Here is a 17,137-nt window from a genome sequence, read left to right on the forward strand (position 1 = left end):
GCCCGAGAACGGTGACTCACCCGAGATTCCGGCTCTTGCCGTCCGCCAACTCCGTCAGGCGCCCGGCCTGCCGGTGCGGTGGGACTGCCGCCGCCACCGCACCTCGTCCCCCGGTCTGTGACCTGCTCCGGCCGGAGCCCATGCGGAGCGGCGACACCGTCAGCGAGACGAATCCGCAGGAGTGACCCACCCCCAGCGTTACGCTCACGGCCGCACATAGGTTAGGTTCAGGTATACGGAATTAGTTAGGGCTGAGCTGAACGGATTCGGAGAAGGCATGGGTGGACGGCTAGGCAAACCGGAGCGGCTACTGGACCGTGACCATGAATGGGCACTGCTCAACGACTTCCTCGCCGATCCAGCCCCCGAGCTGCGACTGGCCATCGTCTCGGGGCGCCGGAGGAACGGGAAGTCGTTCCTGCTGGAGGCACTCACCGAGGCGGTGGGCGGGCTGTACCTGACCGCCGTGCAGGAGGAAGGCCGGGTGCCCGCGCTGCACCGGTTCACCGAGGCGATCGCCGCGCATGCGGGAGTGCGGCCCGGGGCGATGCGGCTGGATGACTGGCGGGATGTGCTCACCGCCGCGCTGGAGGTGGTGAACCGGGCACCGGGGGCGCCGCTGATCGTCATCGACGAACTGCCGTACCTGCTCCAGCACTCCCCGGAGATCCCTGGATTCCTGCAACTGCTGTACGACCAGTCGCAGTCGGGCAAGGCGCCCGGCGGTCGCATCGTGCTGTGCGGCTCGGCCATGAGCGTGATGTCCGAGCTGCTGTCCGGCACCAAGCCGCTGCGCGGCCGCGCCGTGCTGGACCTGCGCCTGCCGGCCTTCGACTACCGCACCGCCCGCACCCACTGGGGGATCGAGAACCCGGCGATGGCGCTGCAGGTCGATGCTGTGCTGGGCGGCGCCCCCGGCTACCGGCCGCTGACTGTGGGGCCGGCGCCGCAGAGCGAGGCGGAGTTCGCTCCCTGGGTCGAACGCACCCTGCTGGACCCGGGACGGGCCCTCTACTCCCGGGTGGAGGCGGAGTACCTGCTGCGCGAGGACCCGCGGATCACCCACCGCACCCTGTACTACGACGTACTGTCCGCGGTCGCACGGGGCGCCTCGACCCCGGCGAAGGTCGGCTCGATGCTGGAGCGCTCCCGCTCCGCCATGGTCGCTCCGCTGGAGGTGCTCGAGTCCACCGGCTACGTCCGCAAGGAACAGGACCTGCTGAAGGCACGGCACCCCGTCATCAGCGTCGCGGACCCGGTGATCCGCTTCAACCAGCTGATCACCCTGCCCACGGTGGACCTGGTGGAGCGGCGGCGCGGATCCCAGGTGTGGCAGTCGTCCCTGCCGACATACCACTCGAAGATCCTCGGCCCGCACTTCGAGGAGACCACGCGCGAATGGGCCCGCTCCTTCGCCATCGACGAGACGGGACTGTCGCTCGGTGCGATGGGCACGGCGGAGATCGCCGACCCGGCCGCCCGGACCAAGCACGAGGTCAAGCTCGCCCTAACCCCCGGCGAGCGCCCGCAAAGCCCGCGGGCCGCCATCGCCCTGATCGGGGAGGCCAAGGCCACCGTCCAGCCCCGCGGGCTCAAGGACCTCGAGCGCCTCGAACACATCCGGGTCCTCCTCACCGACCAGGGGCACCGGCCCGATGACGCGGTTCTGGCCCTGTTCTCCCTGCACGGCTTCCACTCCGACGTCATCGACGCCGCCGGGCGCCGCCGCGATGTTCTCCTGGTCGACATCGCTGCGCTGTACGGCGACGGACCCGTCCGCGGCCTGACATGACATGGGTCAGTGTTGCGTGACTCACGGACGGCGATCGCCGCAAGGTCTGCTGCCAGGATGAGCCCGGCCATCAAGGCCATCGCTACAGGGCACCGACTCCCGGGCGGGTAGCGGGGCGGCCATTCCACAGAGCCTTTGGGGCCTCGGGGAGGGGGCGAGCCGCCATCAGGTAGCTCGCCCCCTCAAGGGTGTTCGGTCAGGCCATGACAGGCTCGGGTTCAGCAGCGTTGGGTGTCAGCCGACCGGCCCGGTGAAGCCCGTACAGGGACCCGGCGCAGGCCACGCCGAGGACGAGCAGCGTCAGCCACGGCAGCGCGGACATGCCGGCCGCCCGGGCGGCGTCAAGGGCGGCTCCGGTGAGCAGGTTGCCCAGGGTGATGCCGACACCGCAGATGGTGTTGTAGAGCCCGTAATGGGTGGCGACGAGACGGTCACCGGAGAGCCGGACGATCGTGTCCATCTCGAAGGGGTACGCGATCATCGTGCCCAGGGCCAGCAGCAGTGCGGCCAGCGTCGGCGGGACGGCGGCGAGCAGCCGGCGTCCGATCCCCTCGTCGGGCACGGGCAGAGCCGTCGCCGCGAGGAGCGGCACGAACGCCAGCCCCATGCTCAGCAGCCCCCAGGCGAGGGCCTGTCCGGGCTCCCACCGCGCCTTGCACCACGCCGTCACCCGGGTCTGGCCGAAGATGGTGGCGAGACCGGACGCGGCGAAGAGCAGCGCGACGGCAGCCGTCCCGAATTCCCCCTCGCCTCCGAGGCGTCGTACCTCCAGTGGCAGCGCCAGGTAGACCTGGAAGGACAGAACGTACGAGCCGATCATGGCCGTGGAGAAGAGCAGGAAGGCGCGGTTGCGCAGGATCCCGCCCCACTGGGACAGCACCCGCACCCGCTCACCGCGGTTCGCGCTCGTCGCGTCGTCCGCTCGGCGAGCTGGCAGAGCCCGGATCTGCACAACGCTCAGCAGGGCGAAGATCACCGCCGAGACGAGGCAGGTGATCCGGAAGTCGACGCCGGTCAACAGCATCCCCACCAGCGGGCCGAGCAGAATGCCCGCCTGGTAGAAGACGTTGAACAGCGCGAACGCCTCGACCCGGCGCTCACCCGCGTCGGCCGCGAGGTAGGCGCGGACGGCCGGGTTGAACAACGCCCCCGCGAAACCGGTCGCCGCGGAGGCGGCGAGCAGCGCCGGAACCGAGTCGACCAACCCGAGCGTGGCGAAGCCGACGGTCCGCAGCACGCAACCGGCGACGATCAGGGGCTTGTAGCCGAGCCGGTCGGCGAGGGTGCCGCCGATGAGGAACATGCCCTGCTGGCTGAAGTTCCGTACGCCCAGGACAAGCCCGACCAGCCAGCCGGCCAGGCCGAGGGTTCCGGACAGGTGGGCGGCCAGGTACGGCATCAGCATGTAGAAGCCGAGGTTGATGGTGAACTGGTTGACCATCAGCAGCTGGACGCTTCGGTCGTAGGAGCGGACCTGCGTGAGTGTCGCCTTCACAGCGCCTCGCCTTCGGCACCGGACGTCTCGGCCGGCAGGGAGAGCGGGTCGCCGACCGTCGCGCAGCGGGTCCAGCGGATGACTTCCTTTTCGTCGGGGCGTCCGATGACTTCCGGTTCGGGGGCGGGGGGCGCCTCCAACAGCCCGTGCTGGGCGCAGTATTGGTCGTCGTAGATGGTCTCCAGGTATCGCTGGGGTCCGTCGGGGAAGATCGCCGCGATGCGGGTGCTCGGAGGGGCCGTACGGGCGAGCCAGCCGGCCACGAGCGCGACCGCTCCGACGCTCCAGCCGCCGGTGGCGTAGTGCGATGCGGCCAACTGTCGGCACGCCCAGACGGATTCGGCGGGTGCCACCCAGTGCACCTCGCTGAAGTTCTCGTACGCGACGTTGCGCGGGTAGATGCTGGAGCCGAGTCCGCGCATGAGGCGGGGCCGGGCGGGCTGGCCGAAGATGGTCGAGCCGACGGTGTCCACGCCCACCAGCCGCATCCCGGGGTACAGCTGGCGCAGGACGCGCGATATGCCCGCGGAGTGCCCGCCGGTGCCGACGCTGCAGACCAGTATGTCGATGTGGCCCATCTGGGAGGCGAGTTCGAGGGCGAGCGGGGTGTAGGCGGTGACGTTGTCGGGGTTGTTGTACTGGTCGGGGCACCAGGCGTCGGGCTGCTGCGCCAGCAGTTCGGCGACGCGGTCGCGGCGGGCCTGCTGCCAGCCACCGGTGGGGTGTGGTTCGCAGACCATGTCGACGGTGGCGCCGTAGGCGGTGAGCAGCCGGGTCATCGACGGTTCCAGGCCCGGGTCGGTGACGAGGGTGACGGGATGTGCGTAGACCATCCCCGCCAGGGCGAGGCCGAGGCCGAGGGTGCCGCTGGTCGACTCGATGATCGGGCGTCCCGGCCGCAAGTCCCCCCGGCTACGGGCCCGTTCGACCATGTGCAGTCCGGGGCGGTCCTTGATGCCGCCGGGGTTGAAGCCCTCCAGCTTGGCCCAGAAGCCGCGGTCGGCCGGTGTGAAGGGCTGGGAGACCTGCAGAAGTGGGGTGTTGCCGACCAGCCCTTGGAGGGTGGAGCCGGCGGGGGTGGAATCACTCGTGGTCAAGGAGTGCATCTCTGTTCGCTCTCATTCGGTGTGGACGCGTGCGGATGCTCATCTCGCGCACCGTCGGAATGGCGCGGTGCGCGGCGGATCGGACGGGGCCGACCGCCGGGGCGGCGTCTATACGCGCCACCGGCAGATGGCGATGAGAGCGGACCGGCCGCCGATCAGCGGCAGTCTTCGCGTCGCCTGGGAGGGCGCGCGTGTGACGTTGTCCGCCATGTCCGGCGACGACACGGCGGTGAGGGCAGCGGGCGGCAGAACGCGAGCGGCCGACGGCGCGACCGCGGCAGCTCCAGGACCGGAACCATGGCAGCGGTCCGCGGATTCGGCGGCTTCGAGGACGTCCTCCTCGAAGCTCGCCGCCGATAACGGGACGTCACTCGACACGGCGGCCGAGTGACCGTACGACCGCTCCGAGGCATGGTGCTGGTCGCCGACGCACACCGACACCAGAAACAACAAGAAGCAGAGCGTGGTGCGGACGAGTCCGTTCTTTCGAAACGAACCCGCCCCTGGGGCAGGAACACGAGATGTGGCAGGGCAAGGCGGCACAGATCCTCCGCGCGGCAGCCGCCCTCGCCGGAAGACTCACGGCACGGGGCAGCGATCAGTGGGGGGGTGGTGGAGGGCCGTCGACCACCCCGCGCCGCGCTGTGGGGGCCATGCGCAGGAGGTCAGACGCCGATGAACCGACCAACCGGAGAGTGGGCACGACTGTGGCTTCGGGCCGAGTCGGTGCGTCCCCGGGCAGTATCGACCGGTTCGTGAGGGCGCTGACCTAGATGCGAAGAACCGCGGTTTCCGCCGCATGATGCGCTAGCGGCACCGCGAAGTCCCATGCCGCGCAGGGACGGGCGTGCATGGGGACGACCATGCTGTCGTCCGTGGTGGCACTCAGGGGCCAGAGGGTGGGCATCCCCACACCAGGGCCCTGTGAAGGCTGCCCCAGTGCGCATTCCCCTGAGGTCAGGTGCTCCCCGTGGCCATGGTGATGGTCTTCCGAAGAGTCACTCGGCGACAGGGCCTGCGTGGCACTTGCAACCTTCTCGGGCTCAGCAGCGGACTCGATCAGAACGTCCGACACGGCGGCAGCTTTCCCGGAAGTGACGTGACTCACCGTCGCATCAGGGCTGACCGCATGCGTATACAGCAGGCCGAAGAGGAACAGGCCCAGTCCCAGCACACGCCACAGAGCCGCTGATGAGCGGCTCCGCTGAACGCCAGAGGGAGACCAGGCCGTAATCACGCCGTGATCCTAACCTGATCCACAAGGCCCTGCACTCAGGGCTCCGGGAACACCACGTGAACAAGCCATGTGCGCACAGGCCCGCCACCAGGTAGGGCCAACCGCCAGGAATCGCTGGGCACTTCGCTGATTGCAAACAGCTCACCCACCCCTGAACAGCATCGGAACGGTAGGCCGACGGGGTCTTGTCCAGTCGGGCCTACCGTCCTGGGCGAAACGTCAGTTCTTGCCGAGCATCTCGTTCATCTGCTCGATCTCGGCGGTCTGGGCGGTGATGACGTCGTCCGCGAGCTTGGTGGCGGGACCGTACTTGCCGTCCGCCTTCTCGGTCTTGGCCATCTCGATGGCGCCCTCGTGGTGCTCGACCATCATCTCGAGGAACATCTTGTCGAACTCGGTGCCGGAGGCTTTCTCCAGTTTGTCCATGCTGGGGTATACGGACCCCGCCGGGAGGAATCACACCCCACGCCACTGACCACCGTCCATCGCGTGTCCGGCATGCCATGCAGCCACTGCGAGAACGCCGTGAAGGACGCTCACGTGGCGTCCCCCGCCCGCTTGACGAATGCTCTGGTGCACGAGGCGATCGACAAGGCGGGCCGCGAACTCACGGGGCAAGTGCGGCGTTTCCCTTCCGTCCCGAAATCCTGAGCGACGAGCCGCCTACTATGGCCTTGCGTATTCGGTGGCGAAAGGAAGTCGGGGGCATGCGGCGGCTGGGGGATCTCGAGGCGGAGATCATGGATCGTCTCTGGACGTGGAACCGGCCGGCGACGGTGCGTGAGGTCGTCGACGACATAAACAAGACCCGCCCCATCGCGTACACCACGGTGATGACCGTCACCAACATCCTGTACACGAAGGGCTGGCTGCTGCGCGGCAAACAGGGCCGCGCCTGGCTCTACACCCCGGTCCGCAGCCGTGAGGCGTACGCCGCCGCCCTCATGGAGGACGGCCTGGGGGAAAGCAAGGACCGTCCGGCCGCGCTGGTCCACTTCGTGGAGAACATGTCCGAGGAAGAGGTCGCCGCCCTGCGCAAGGCCCTGCGGAACGTAGGACGACAGGCGAAGTCGTGAACGCGGCCCCCGTCCTCATCGGCTACACGGCAGCGGTGGGATTCGTCGCGCCCCAGGTCATGCTGCGCAGCAGCTGGCCGCACCGGGCCCCCGCCCTCGCGGCAGCCGTGTGGCACGCCCTGGCAGTGTCGTTCTCGATCGGGGCCGCGCTCGCCGCGTACAACCTGGCCATGCCGGCCGAGCACCTGCACGCGGGCCTCGTGGGTCTGCTGCACTCCTGCGGACTGGGTACGGGCGCGGGTCACCCCGACCCGGACACGGCGGACCGGCTCGCTCTCGGTGTGCCCGCCGTCATCGGAATCGCCCTCCTCGCCAGCTTCTCCTTCCATGTTGTACGAGCCCGGCGGGCCCGGGAGCGGCACCGGGAGGCCGTGGATCTGGTGGGCCGCCATTCGGCGCGGCTGTGCGCCACTGTCATGCCGTACGACGTACCGGCTGTGTACTGTCTGCCCGGCCGCCACCCCCGGATCGTGATCAGTGACGCGGCCGTGGACCACCTGACGCCGGAGCAGCTCGACGCCGTACTGGAGCACGAGCAGGCGCATATCGCGGGGCGCCACCACCTGGTTCTGGCTGCCGTGGAGGCGTTCCACTCGGTGTTCCGGTGGCTGCCGCTGGCCCGGCATGTCCGGGAGCAGACGGCGCTGCTGCTGGAGATGATCGCGGACGATCGCGCTCTGCGTAGCCAGTCCCGCGAGGTGCTGGCCACGGCCATGTACGAGATGGCGGCGGCCCGCACGCCCAGGGGTGCGCTCGCGGCGGGCGGGCACACGGTCGTGATCCGCGTGAAGCGGGTTCTCGGCCCGCGCAAGGCTCCTCATCCCGCTCTCCGGGGCGTTGTCGCCGCTGTGGCCGCGGCCGTACCGCTGCTGCCGCTGCTGGTCGCCTGCCCGCCCGCGCTCGGCTGACCCGATCACTTGTGAGACCGGTGTGACGCGGACTTGCTTGCGATACGAACTACGAAGCTACTAAGTTCTAACGCGTTTGGACCGCTGACACCTGACACGCCGCGGCGTCGGCTCGACGGCCGGAGCCCGTCGCTGGTCCACAGACGCGCAGAGGAGCTACTCCACGATGGGAACGCACCGACGGCCGAAGCCGCCCAGCCGTGCCCGGATAGCCACCCTCGGCATGGCCGCCGGCGCCGTCAGCCTCCTGCCGACGCAGAGCCAGGCCGCTCCCGAGCCCACGGTGGACGAGGTGCGCAAGCAGGTGGAGAAGCTCTACGAGGAGGCCGAGGCTCCCACCGAGGAGTACAACGAAGTCCGCGAGAAGGAGAAGAAGCTCCAGGGCGAGGTGGACAGCGCACAGGACCGGCTGGCCGGCAAGCAGCAGGAGATCAACGAACTGCGCGAGAAGATAGGCCCGTTGGCGGCAGCGCAGTACCGCGACGGCGGCATCGACCCGAGCGTGCAGCTCTTCCTGTCCGGTGACCCGGACGACTACCTCGACAAGGCCGAGATGCTCGGCCGTACGAGCGACCGACAGGCCGACGCCCTGCGGGCGCTGGAGAGCAAGCAGCGCGAGCTCGCTCAGGAGCGTGCGACCGCCACCCAGCGGCTGAAGGCCCTTGAGGAGGCGCGCACCAAGGCCGGTAAGAAGAAGGACGAGGTCCAGGGCAAGCTCACAGAGGCCCGCAAGCTCCTCAACAGCCTCACCGCCGAGCAGCGCGCCAAGATGGAGGCCGACCAGGAGCGCGCGGATACCGCCTCGGGCAGCAGCGACGCGCCGGCCAGCTACAACGGTCCGGCCAGTGGTCGTGCCAGGACCGCCGTCGAGTTCGCGTACGCCCAGCTCGGCAAGCCCTACGAGTGGGGTTCCACCGGCCCCAACTCCTACGACTGCTCAGGGCTGGTGGGCGCGGCCTGGCGCTCGGCGGGCGTCTCTCTCCCCCGCACCGTCAAGCAGATGTACGACGCCGGCCGCCAGGTGGCCAGGTCGGACCTGCAGCCAGGCGACATCATCTACTGGTACAACGACAACCAGCACAACGGCATGTACGTCGGAAACGGCAAGGCCATCCACGCACCCCGCACCGGCAAGAACATCGAGATCGTCCCCCTCGACAGCATGCCGTTCTTCGCCGCGAGCAGGCCCTGAGCGCCAACACCCGTACCACCCGAGGACTTTCCGTGACCGCACGCCCGGCCACCCGCACCCTGTTCGCCGCGACGGGCACCGCGCTCGCTGCCCTCGCCCTCGCCGCCTGCGGAAGCGGGTCCTCCGACACGGGGGCCGCCGCCTCGGAGGAGTCGACGTCGCTGTCCCATGTGCACGGCCTGGGCGTCGACCCGGCCGACGAGCGCGTGTACGTCGCGACCCACAACGGCCTCCACACGGTCGCCAAAGGGCAGAAGCCGAAGCTCGTCGGCGACCGCAAGGACGACTTCATGGGCTTCACCGTGACCGGCGACAGCGCCTTCGTCGCCAGCGGACATGGGGCCCCGGGCAGCGACCGTCCCGGCAACGTCGGCCTCATCGAAACCAAGGACGCGGGCACCACCTGGACATCCCGGTCGCTGTCGGGAGAAGCCGACTTCCATTCCCTGGACTCGGCCAAGGGCGTCGTCTACGGATACGAGGGCGGTCGCATCCGGGTCAGCAGCGACCTCAAGAGCTGGGACGACCGGGCGACGCTGGAAGCTTTCGACCTCGCGGTGAGCCCCAATGGCGACACGCTGCTGGCCACCACCGCGGAGGGCGTCGTCACCAGCACCGACGGCGGGCGCAGCTTCGCCAAGGGCGCCGGGCCGGTGCAGGCGTTTCTGTCCTGGCCCACCGAGAAGTCCCTGTTCGGCATCGGCCCGTCCGGGAAGCTGAGCCGCAGCGAGGACGGCGGAAAAACCTGGAAGCAGCTCACGGCCGTGCCCGGTGGGCAGCCCCAGGCCCTGACCGCCGTCAACGCCGACCACGTCCTCGCCGCGACACAGACGGGTGTGTACGAGTCCCGCGACGGCGGCAAGACCTTCACGGAACTCGCGCCGCTCGCGTCGTGACACCCCTGACGGGCGAGGGATCAACGCATCCTGCCCGAAGGACAGTCGCCGGACAGCCGGACACTCAGCCGAAAACACAGCCCCAGCACCGGCCGGAGCAGTACCCCGCTCACCGGTACCGCTTCCGCAGACCTTCGCACGGCAGGGGACAACTGCCTGTTCAGGCCAGCATGTAGGAATCGAGGAAGGCTCTGAGGGCCGGAGCGAGTGCCAGTCCGAGGCCCTCGGCAGTCTCCACCGTGTCGAACGGGGCCGCGGGCGCGAGTTCGCCGTGGGGCAGGATCTGGACGGCGGCCGCGGCGAGTTCGCCGGGATGTCGCGCGTCGGCGCCCGGCACGACCAAGGTCGGGACGGTGATGGCCCTCAGGTCGTCGACACTGCGGAACGCGCGGTCACGGCCGATGGCGCAGGCGGCCACGATGCTCGCGGGATCGGCGCGGGGAATGGCCTCGCGTACGAGGTTCCCGATGCCGGGGGCCAGGGACGGCAGTAGATCACTCCACGCGGCGCTGAGCCCACTGGACCGCACACGGGCGGCGAACCGCTCCAGCATCTCGGCCTCGGCCTGCTTGGCCTCGTCGTCCTCGATGTCCTCCAGGCTGATCACCAGTGCCGCCCGTATCCGCTCGGGGTGGGCCGCGGCGGCGCGCAATGCGATGGTGCCGCCCAGACCCGTACCGCCGACCGCGGCCCGTTGCAGTCCGAGATGGTCCATCAGCGCAAGGACGTCGTCGGCGTATCGGGACCACGTGTGGAGGGCCGGATCAGCACAGACCGACCGGCCATACCCGCGCACGTCCGGCAGTACGACCCGGTAGCGTTCGGCCAGAAGACTCGCCAGCTCGGGGGTGTGGCGGTGGCGGTCAGGCACACGCGCGAGGGCGGGTGGAAGCGCCGCCGTCACTGGGTCCACCTCATCGTCGGCAGCGCGGGCATGGTGATCATGACGCTCGCCATGACGAGCACGTCATCCGGACCGGTCCTCGCGCTGGGCGGCGGGCATTCCATGGCGCACATGCCGGGCATGGAGAACACGGCGAGCACGGCGGACACGCACCACACCGGCGGCATGGACATGCACGGGACGGGTGCCCTGCACGGGATGGACATGCAGGGCGTGACGCATACCGCGGCCGGCACCGCTTCCTCTGCCGGGTCCGGCGCTGTGTGGCGGTTCGTGATCGCGGCGCTCGCCGTCTACTTCCTGCTGTCCATCGGGGCGTCCGTGTGGGCGAGGGCACGGGGTACCGGCAGGGGCGGCCGCAGCGCCGGCTCCGGGTTCAGCCTGGGGCGCTGGCTGCTGGCCATGCCGGACACCGTGTTCGTCTTCCTGGCGTCTTTGACGGTCTCGGTGTGGGACAGGACCAGGACGTCGGAGCGGCGCGGCCACGGCCGACGCCGCAAGCTGGGGGCGGCACCGGACGCGGCGCTCGCGGCGCACATCGGCATGGGCGGGACCATGTCCGCGATGCTGCTGATGATGGCCGCGTGACCGCCGGGCCCGGCTGAACAGCACGGCGGCTGCCGAGCACACCCGGCGGGGCGCAGTTACTTCGCGTTCGGCGTCCGAAACGGAGACAATGGGCGCGCCGGTAAGCCCTGCCGGACCCCTACTTCCGCTGACGGCATCCTTCTGCGGCGCGGGTACCCGGACGCATGGAATGCCAGTGACGTCATTTCTCCCTCTCCGGCGTTTCCCGCCGGACGCCTCCCGAACGGCGAGGCCTTACTCGTGCGTCCCGGCTGCGGAAAGCCTGTCCGAGCGCAACTACCAAGACCGGCTCCTGGGTTACCTCCAGTCAGCGTGCACGGGATGCGCGCGTGCGGGAGCGGTTGGCCTTACGGATCGCGTCGAGCAGTTCGGACTTCGACATCCGTGATCGTCCGCCGATGTCCATGCGCCGCGCGAGATCGTAGAGATGCTCCTTCGTGGCGTGCTCGTCGACGCCCTCGCCGCTGCGCCCTCCTTGCTGCCGGGGCCTGGCCGACCGCGGGTCGGACGGGCCCTTACGCCCGCCTTCCTTGCGCTCCCAGTGGTCGCCGACCTTCTCGTGCGTGTGCTTGAGCGCGCCGAAGGCGACTCGGTGTGCCCGCTCGCCCTCGCCGTACTGTTCGACGGCGGAGTCGTGCGCCTTGATCCACGTACGCTGGGCCTCCTCGGAGGACCGTTCGAGAGTCGACGGGAGTTCCTGTCGTCCGGGCATGTGACTCACCTCTTCGGTGTAACTGCCCCGGGGAGCGAGTTCCCGTCGCACGGCCGTGGTAACGGCGACGCCTGGACCCGTCAACAGCGGGCGGACATGGCCCGCGGTCGGCGTTGCACAGTGCACCGGAAAGCCGTAGCCGGCGGGTCATAGCTGGACGTAGCTGTACGGCTCAGGCGACGCTGCGGTCAAGCAGGTCCCTGACCTGCTGAGCCGTCAGTGCCAGTTCCTCCGGTGTGCCGGCGTCCATGACCGGTGCCGCTACGTCGGACGGCCAGCCATGGGCCGAGCGTACCGAGTGGCATCCTCTGATGCTCTGTGCTCTGTGCTCTGTGCTCTGCGGGAACGCCTGCCGCATGCGCGCGTGCGAGGTGAACACCGGCGCCAGTTCGGTGCCGTCCCGCTGCTCGTAGACTTGGAGTTGTACGGTCTGGCTGGCGGTGTCACCGCCCCGTCGGCGGTGTTGTGAAAGCTGGTCATAGGGAGCCACCGAGGGCAGCGGCCGGGTGTCGGGCGGCAGATGGGACATCCGCCAGTCAGCCAGGAAAGTGACCGTCGCCCGCCGTCCAAGCGGCTCGGACAAAGGAACGCGGGCGGGAACGTGGGCCAACGGCTCGTCGCGCACCCGCGTTAGGCGGCGTCCGCGTCGCAGAAGGACGCGACGTGCAAGGGCAACGCGAGCCGCATCCGCCAGACTTGCGAGAGGCCCTCGCCTGAAGGCGGGGGCGCTCGCGATTTCACTTCATTTCGTTGTGCACTCGGCCACGTCGGCCACTCGGGCTCGGGCCGGTTATGCGTGGACGTGCCCCCGTCGGTGTCCGCGCCCGTGTCCGCGGCTGGTGAACAGCCGGTACAGCGCGAGGAGGATGACGGACCCGACGATGGCAGCGATCCAGGTGGACAGATCGAAGAAACCGTCGATCGATTCCACTCCGAAGATCACCTTACCGAGGAAGCCTCCGAGCAGACCTCCGGCGATACCGATGAGCATGGTGACAATGATTCCGCCCGGGTCCTTGCCCGGCATGAGCGCCTTGGCAATAGCCCCCGCGAGCAGACCGATGACTATCCACGCGATGATGCCCATAGCAGAGTTTCTCCTTGTCTCCGATCGCCTAGCGGGTTTCCCATGAACTCGTCACCAAACAGCAGTTGGCCCGAAGCCCTTGGACGCACGGCCTGACATGGGGCCGCCAGAGCGTGCACTGTGACGGTAGAGAGATGAAGACCCCCCAGCGGTCGATGCGGATTCGCTGACGGGCCGTTGCACGTCGTCGATGTCCGCCCACTCGACGGTCTCGTGGCACTCAGGGTCTCCGGCGCAGAGCACCCTGCGCGTCCAGCGCGGCACCGGCCGCGCGACAGTCGGTGAAGGCCGCAGGGGCCAAATGCACCGTCGGCGGCGGCTCGGTGACGGGCTACGTCCCGGTCGAGGCGCTGGCAAGGAGCATCCAGCCCTTCGAGGTGAACCTGGCGGGTCCCCCCGCGCCCGCGTCAGCTCGGGCGCGGGGAGCTACGCCTCTAACTGCTCATCAGGCTCAGGCGGCTGGTCGTAGGCGCTCAGGAGCCTTCGATGCGCTGGTTGTTGATGGACTGCCGGTCGTACAGGCACTTCGCGTACCGCGACAGCAGGGACCTCGACGCTGTTACCGGCGCGCTGGGCGACCTCAACCGGGTCGGCGCCCGCACACAGCCAGGTGGACGGCGCCGAGTGCCGCACGTCGTACGGGCGCTCCCGACACGGTGCCGGCGCTGAGCCGGGCGGGCGTTCGGGACGACTGAGGGGGGCGACGGGGTCACGGCCGGGGCAGGGGTTGCTCCGTCCAGATGGTCTTGCCGTGGGGGGTGTAGCGGGTGCCCCAGCGTTCGGTGAGCTGGGCCACGAGGAAGAGGCCGCGGCCGCCCTCGTCCTCGGTGCGGGCGCGGCGCAGGCGGGGTGAGGTGCCGCTGCCGTCGTAGACCTCGCAGATCAGGGCGCGGTCGCGGAGGAGGCGGAGCTGGACCGGGCCGGTGGCGTGGCGGATGGCGTTGGTGACGAGTTCGCTGGCCACCAGCTCGGTGGTGAAGGCCAGTTCGTCCAGTCCCCAGGCGGCCAGTTGCCCGGTGACGGCCACCCGGGCACGGGAGACGACCGCCGGGTCGCTGGGCAGCTCGAACTGGGCGACCCGTTCCGGACCCAGGGCGTGTGTACGGGCGACGAGGAGCGCCACGTCGTCGCTCGGCCGGGCCGGGAGCAGGGCGTCGAGGACCGCCTCGCAGGTGTCCTCGGGGGCGCGGTCGGCTCGGGCCAGGACCGTACGGAGCTGGTCCAGGCCGGTGTCGATGTCGCGGTGCCGGTCCTCGACCAGGCCGTCGGTGTAGAGGACCAGCTGGCTGCCCTCGGCCAGTTCGAGTTCGGCGGTCTCGAAGGGCATGCCGCCGAGGCCCAGCGGCGGCCCTGAGGGCAGATCGACGAAGTCCACCTTTCCGTCCGGGCCGACGACGGCGGGCATGGGGTGGCCGGCTCGGCTGAGGGTGCAGCGGCGGGACACGGGGTCGTAGACGGCGTACAGGCAGGTCGCGCCGATGATGCCGGAGTCCTGGTGGGTGTTCTCAACGGCCCAGCCCTCGCCCCGGTCGAGGCGCCCGACCAGGTCGTCGAGCTGGGTGAGCAGTTCGTCCGGGGGCAGGTCGAGGGCGCAGAAGTTGTGCACGGCGGTGCGCAGCCGCCCCATGGTCGCGGCGGCGTGCAGACCATGGCCCACGACATCGCCGACGACCAGCGCGACCCGGGCGCCGGAGAGCGGGATGACGTCGAACCAGTCGCCGCCGACGCCCGCCTGTGCGGGGAGGTAGCGGTACGCGACCTCGACCGCGCTCTGCTCGGACCGGCCGCGTGGCAGCAGGCTGCGCTGCAGGGCGAGGGCGGTGTTGTGCTCGCGGGTGTAGCGGCGGGCGTTGTCGATGCAGATCGCCGCGCGGCCGACCAGTTCCTGGGCCAGCGAGAGGTCGTCGTCCTCGAACGGGGTGGGCTGCTCGGAGCGGTAGAAGCTGACGACGCCGAGGGTCGCGCCGCGCGCCCGCAGCGGCACCGTGATCAGGGAGTGGATGCCCGCCGCGAGGGCCTGTTCGAGCCTGGCCGGGTCCTGGGCGAGCCAGCCGCCCGCCTCGGCCAGCACGGGTTCGAGCACCGACCGGCCGGTCTCCCAGCTGCGGGCCTGCGGTGTGGAGGGGACGTACCGCACCGGGTCCCCGACCTCGTACAGATGCGACTCCTGGTGTACGGCGCCCAGCGCGACCCGGCGCAGTGACATACCCGCGCCGAGCGGTTCCGGTTCGTCGCCCAGCAGGACCGAGTCCGGCAGGTCCACGGCCGCGAAGTCGGCGAACCTCGGGACGGTCACCTCCGTGAGCTCCTCGGCGGTACGGGTGACGTCCAGGGTCGTGCCGATGCGGACTCCGGCGTCGTGCAGCAGTTCCAGGCGGCGGCGGGCGAGTACGGCGAGGCGGCCGACTCCCGGTTCGCCGATGAGGAGGAGCCAGGCGTCGGCGGCGGAGTCGGGGGGTGGGGTGGGAGGGATGGGAGGGGTGGCACGGGTGGCGCTGCGGGTTCTGCCGGTGCCGTCGGTTCTGCCGGTGCCGTCGGTTCTGCCCGTTCCGTCTGTTCCGTCTGTTCCGTCTGTTCCTTCTGTTCCTTCTGTTCCTTCTGGCGTGGGCCGGGGCGGTGGGGGATGTGTCGGTGGGTGCGGGGAGGGGGGTACGAGGGTGCGGAGGACGACGGTCGCGGTTGAGGTGGTGGGGAGGGGGGTGGGGGCGTTGACCGCCGTCGCGGCCTCGACTGTCGGAGCTGCGACCGACACGGAAGGCACGGGCCTCGGCGGCGCTGTCGGCAGCGGCTGCCCGGCCGGTGTCGTGGGTGGTGGTGGAGTCGGTGGTGTGGGCAGCGTCGTCAGTGCCGTGTGGCGCAGGTGGGGGCCGCCCAGGACGCGGGCCTCGACGACGACGCCCGTCTCGCCCGCAGCGCCCATGATCGGGCGGCGCAGGAGGGTGGCGACGCGGCCGCCGGAGAGGGAGACCTCGTCGAGGGTGCGGTGGTGTGAGGCGATGAGTTCCTCGGCCTTCTCCCGGAGGACGGCCAGGTCGACGCGGCCCAGGGTCTCGCCGTACCGGCCGTCATGGCCCTGCGCCCAGGGCGGGTGCTCGGGCTGGCTGGGCCAGGTGTCGGCGCCGGCCGCGGCCCGGCGGTACGCGGCGAGGAGCGCCCGTTCCCGTTCCGTGGCCTGTTCCAGGAGCCCGGCCTCGATGTCGTGGGCGGCCTCGCGGACCAGTCGCAGCATGGTGGGGTCACCGTCGTCGCGCAGACAGGTGAGGTCGAGGACGGCCTCGACACGGCCGCTCAGCGGGTTGCGGACGGGAGCGCCGGCGCAGGCGAAGGGGGAGAGGCAGTCGGCGAAGTGTTCGCGACCGAGGACGTAGACGGGCTGGCGCTCGGCGAGGGCGGTGCCGACGCCGTTGGTGCCCGCGGCCGCCTCGGAGGCGCAGAAGCCGGGGGCGAAGTTCACCTCGTCGAGACGGGCCAGGAGCCGCCGGTCGCCGCCGTGCCGCTGGACCATGCGGGCCTGGCTGTCGCAGAGCACGATGGTCATGCTCACGTTCGCCAGCGAGGCGGCGAGCCGTGTGAGCACCGGGTCGGCGGCGCGCAGGAAGGGGTCCTCCATGGCCAGGTCGGGCGCGTAGGGAATCAGCAGCCGGTGCGGTTCGAGGCCGGCGGAACGGCACCGCTTCCAGGAGTCGAGCACCGGGTCCCGGACATCCGAGTCGACCCGCGCACCCGCGAGGAAGCGCTCATGGGCATCGACGAGACCGCCGATGTTGTCCCAGGCGACGGACAACGGGATCACTTCCCTCACCTGGAGGCGGCCCTGTGGCACACCGCCACCCGACGCGCCCCCGGGGTCGCCTGCCAGGCGCTACAACCCTAGACCTTGCGTGACGCACATCACAACAGAGGGCTGGAGGGGCCTCGGGCGGCATGAGAGGCCTCGGGCGCAAGAGAGGGGAGGTGCGCGTGGGGGGGGAGGTGCGCGTGGGGGGGGGGGGAGGTGGGCGTGGGGGGGAGGTGGGCGTGGGGGGGAGGTGGGCGTGGGGGGGGTGGGCGTGGGGGGGGAGGTGGGCGTGGGGGGGGAGGTGGGCGTGGGGGGCGTCGGCCGGACCGGGGCCGGGCGCGGGTGGAGTGTCGACGGGCCCGCGTG

14 protein-coding genes and 2 pseudogenes are annotated in these 17,137 nt (G+C 70.3%); 6 read left to right on the forward strand and 10 right to left on the reverse strand.

Translation table 11 applies throughout. From position 1 onward, the window contains the following. Positions 1 to 277 precede the first annotated feature (277 nt). The gene (locus JIX56_RS13835; protein ID WP_257540617.1) at positions 278 to 1,792 is read left to right on the forward strand and encodes an AAA family ATPase; all 1,515 of its coding nucleotides are present in this window, start codon (positions 278 to 280) and stop codon (positions 1,790 to 1,792) included. Between the two features lie 196 nt (positions 1,793 to 1,988). Here JIX56_RS13835 and JIX56_RS13840 read toward each other — a convergent pair whose 3' ends face one another. The 4 genes and pseudogenes from JIX56_RS13840 to JIX56_RS13855 form a co-directional block, all read right to left on the reverse strand. Beyond that, positions 1,989 to 3,287: an MDR family MFS transporter gene (locus JIX56_RS13840; protein WP_257540619.1), complete on the reverse strand. Its 1,299-nt coding sequence runs from the start codon at positions 3,285 to 3,287 to the stop codon at positions 1,989 to 1,991. Beyond that, positions 3,284 to 4,393 (reverse strand): PLP-dependent cysteine synthase family protein, encoded by a 1,110-nt coding sequence (locus JIX56_RS13845; protein WP_257540621.1) that lies wholly within the window; start codon positions 4,391 to 4,393, stop codon positions 3,284 to 3,286. Before JIX56_RS13845 ends, JIX56_RS13840 begins: the two co-directional genes overlap by 4 nt. A gap of 108 nt (positions 4,394 to 4,501) precedes the next feature. After that, positions 4,502 to 4,846, reverse strand: coding sequence for a hypothetical protein (locus tag JIX56_RS13850; protein ID WP_257540622.1), 345 nt, complete (start codon positions 4,844 to 4,846; stop codon positions 4,502 to 4,504). A gap of 1,003 nt (positions 4,847 to 5,849) precedes the next feature. Further along, positions 5,850 to 6,056 (reverse strand): annotated as a pseudogene (locus tag JIX56_RS13855) (DUF305 domain-containing protein); the annotation flags it as partial. A gap of 281 nt (positions 6,057 to 6,337) precedes the next feature. Here JIX56_RS13855 and JIX56_RS13860 point away from each other — a divergent pair. The 4 genes from JIX56_RS13860 (at position 6,338) to JIX56_RS13875 (ending at position 9,702) form a co-directional block, all read left to right on the forward strand. Further along, positions 6,338 to 6,706, forward strand: coding sequence for a BlaI/MecI/CopY family transcriptional regulator (locus JIX56_RS13860; protein ID WP_257540624.1), 369 nt, complete (start codon positions 6,338 to 6,340; stop codon positions 6,704 to 6,706). After that, positions 6,703 to 7,614 (forward strand): M56 family metallopeptidase, encoded by a 912-nt coding sequence (locus tag JIX56_RS13865; protein ID WP_257540626.1) that lies wholly within the window; start codon positions 6,703 to 6,705, stop codon positions 7,612 to 7,614. Before JIX56_RS13860 ends, JIX56_RS13865 begins: the two co-directional genes overlap by 4 nt. A gap of 166 nt (positions 7,615 to 7,780) precedes the next feature. Next, positions 7,781 to 8,806, forward strand: a complete 1,026-nt coding sequence (locus tag JIX56_RS13870) for a C40 family peptidase (RefSeq protein ID WP_257540628.1) — start codon at positions 7,781 to 7,783, stop codon at positions 8,804 to 8,806. 32 nt (positions 8,807 to 8,838) lie between these two features. Further along, complete coding sequence (locus tag JIX56_RS13875; RefSeq protein WP_257540630.1) at positions 8,839 to 9,702, forward strand: F510_1955 family glycosylhydrolase; 864 nt, start codon at positions 8,839 to 8,841, stop codon at positions 9,700 to 9,702. Positions 9,703 to 9,862: 160 nt separating this feature from the next. On the opposite strand, the gene JIX56_RS13880 is transcribed toward JIX56_RS13875, so the two are convergent. Continuing rightward, entirely contained in the window at positions 9,863 to 10,573 is a 711-nt protein-coding gene (locus JIX56_RS13880; protein ID WP_257540632.1) for an alpha/beta fold hydrolase, read from the reverse strand. Between JIX56_RS13880 and JIX56_RS13885 the strand changes: the two genes are divergently transcribed. Then, positions 10,559 to 11,194, forward strand: a complete 636-nt coding sequence (locus tag JIX56_RS13885; protein ID WP_257540634.1) for a DUF5134 domain-containing protein — start codon at positions 10,559 to 10,561, stop codon at positions 11,192 to 11,194. The two genes, JIX56_RS13880 and JIX56_RS13885, sit on opposite strands and share 15 nt — an antisense overlap. A 307-nt stretch (positions 11,195 to 11,501) precedes the next feature. On the opposite strand, the gene JIX56_RS13890 is transcribed toward JIX56_RS13885, so the two are convergent. From JIX56_RS13890 to JIX56_RS13910, 5 genes and pseudogenes are all read right to left on the reverse strand, one after another. Further along, positions 11,502 to 11,906, reverse strand: coding sequence for a ChaB family protein (locus tag JIX56_RS13890; RefSeq protein WP_257540636.1), 405 nt, complete (start codon positions 11,904 to 11,906; stop codon positions 11,502 to 11,504). Positions 11,907 to 12,078: 172 nt separating this feature from the next. Beyond that, positions 12,079 to 12,531, reverse strand: a complete 453-nt coding sequence (locus JIX56_RS13895) for an SseB family protein (protein ID WP_257540638.1) — start codon at positions 12,529 to 12,531, stop codon at positions 12,079 to 12,081. Between the two features lie 165 nt (positions 12,532 to 12,696). Beyond that, on the reverse strand, positions 12,697 to 12,993 hold the full coding sequence (locus JIX56_RS13900) for a GlsB/YeaQ/YmgE family stress response membrane protein (protein WP_257540639.1): 297 nt from the start codon (positions 12,991 to 12,993) through the stop codon (positions 12,697 to 12,699). 426 nt (positions 12,994 to 13,419) lie between these two features. Continuing rightward, a pseudogene (locus JIX56_RS13905) lies at positions 13,420 to 13,644 on the reverse strand (tyrosine-type recombinase/integrase); the annotation flags it as partial. 58 nt (positions 13,645 to 13,702) lie between these two features. After that, a complete protein-coding gene (locus JIX56_RS13910) occupies positions 13,703 to 16,786 on the reverse strand; it encodes a SpoIIE family protein phosphatase (RefSeq protein ID WP_257540641.1) in 3,084 nt (1,027 codons plus the stop codon). Positions 16,787 to 17,137: the final 351 nt, after the last annotated feature.

This window comes from Streptomyces sp. CA-210063 (assembly GCF_024612015.1).
In the GTDB taxonomy this organism is placed as follows: domain Bacteria; phylum Actinomycetota; class Actinomycetes; order Streptomycetales; family Streptomycetaceae; genus Streptomyces.

Bases quoted from the DNA above. Each gene is read 5' to 3' on its own strand.
- JIX56_RS13835 (WP_257540617.1), top strand. From the start codon at position 278: ATGGGTGGACGGCTAGGCAAACCGGAGCGGCTACTGGACCGTGACCAT.
- JIX56_RS13845 (WP_257540621.1), bottom strand. From the start codon at position 4,393: ATGCACTCCTTGACCACGAGTGATTCCACCCCCGCCGGCTCCACCCTC.
- JIX56_RS13860 (WP_257540624.1), top strand. From the start codon at position 6,338: ATGCGGCGGCTGGGGGATCTCGAGGCGGAGATCATGGATCGTCTCTGG.
- JIX56_RS13870 (WP_257540628.1), top strand. From the start codon at position 7,781: ATGGGAACGCACCGACGGCCGAAGCCGCCCAGCCGTGCCCGGATAGCC.
- JIX56_RS13890 (WP_257540636.1), bottom strand. From the start codon at position 11,906: ATGCCCGGACGACAGGAACTCCCGTCGACTCTCGAACGGTCCTCCGAG.
- JIX56_RS13900 (WP_257540639.1), bottom strand. From the start codon at position 12,993: ATGGGCATCATCGCGTGGATAGTCATCGGTCTGCTCGCGGGGGCTATT.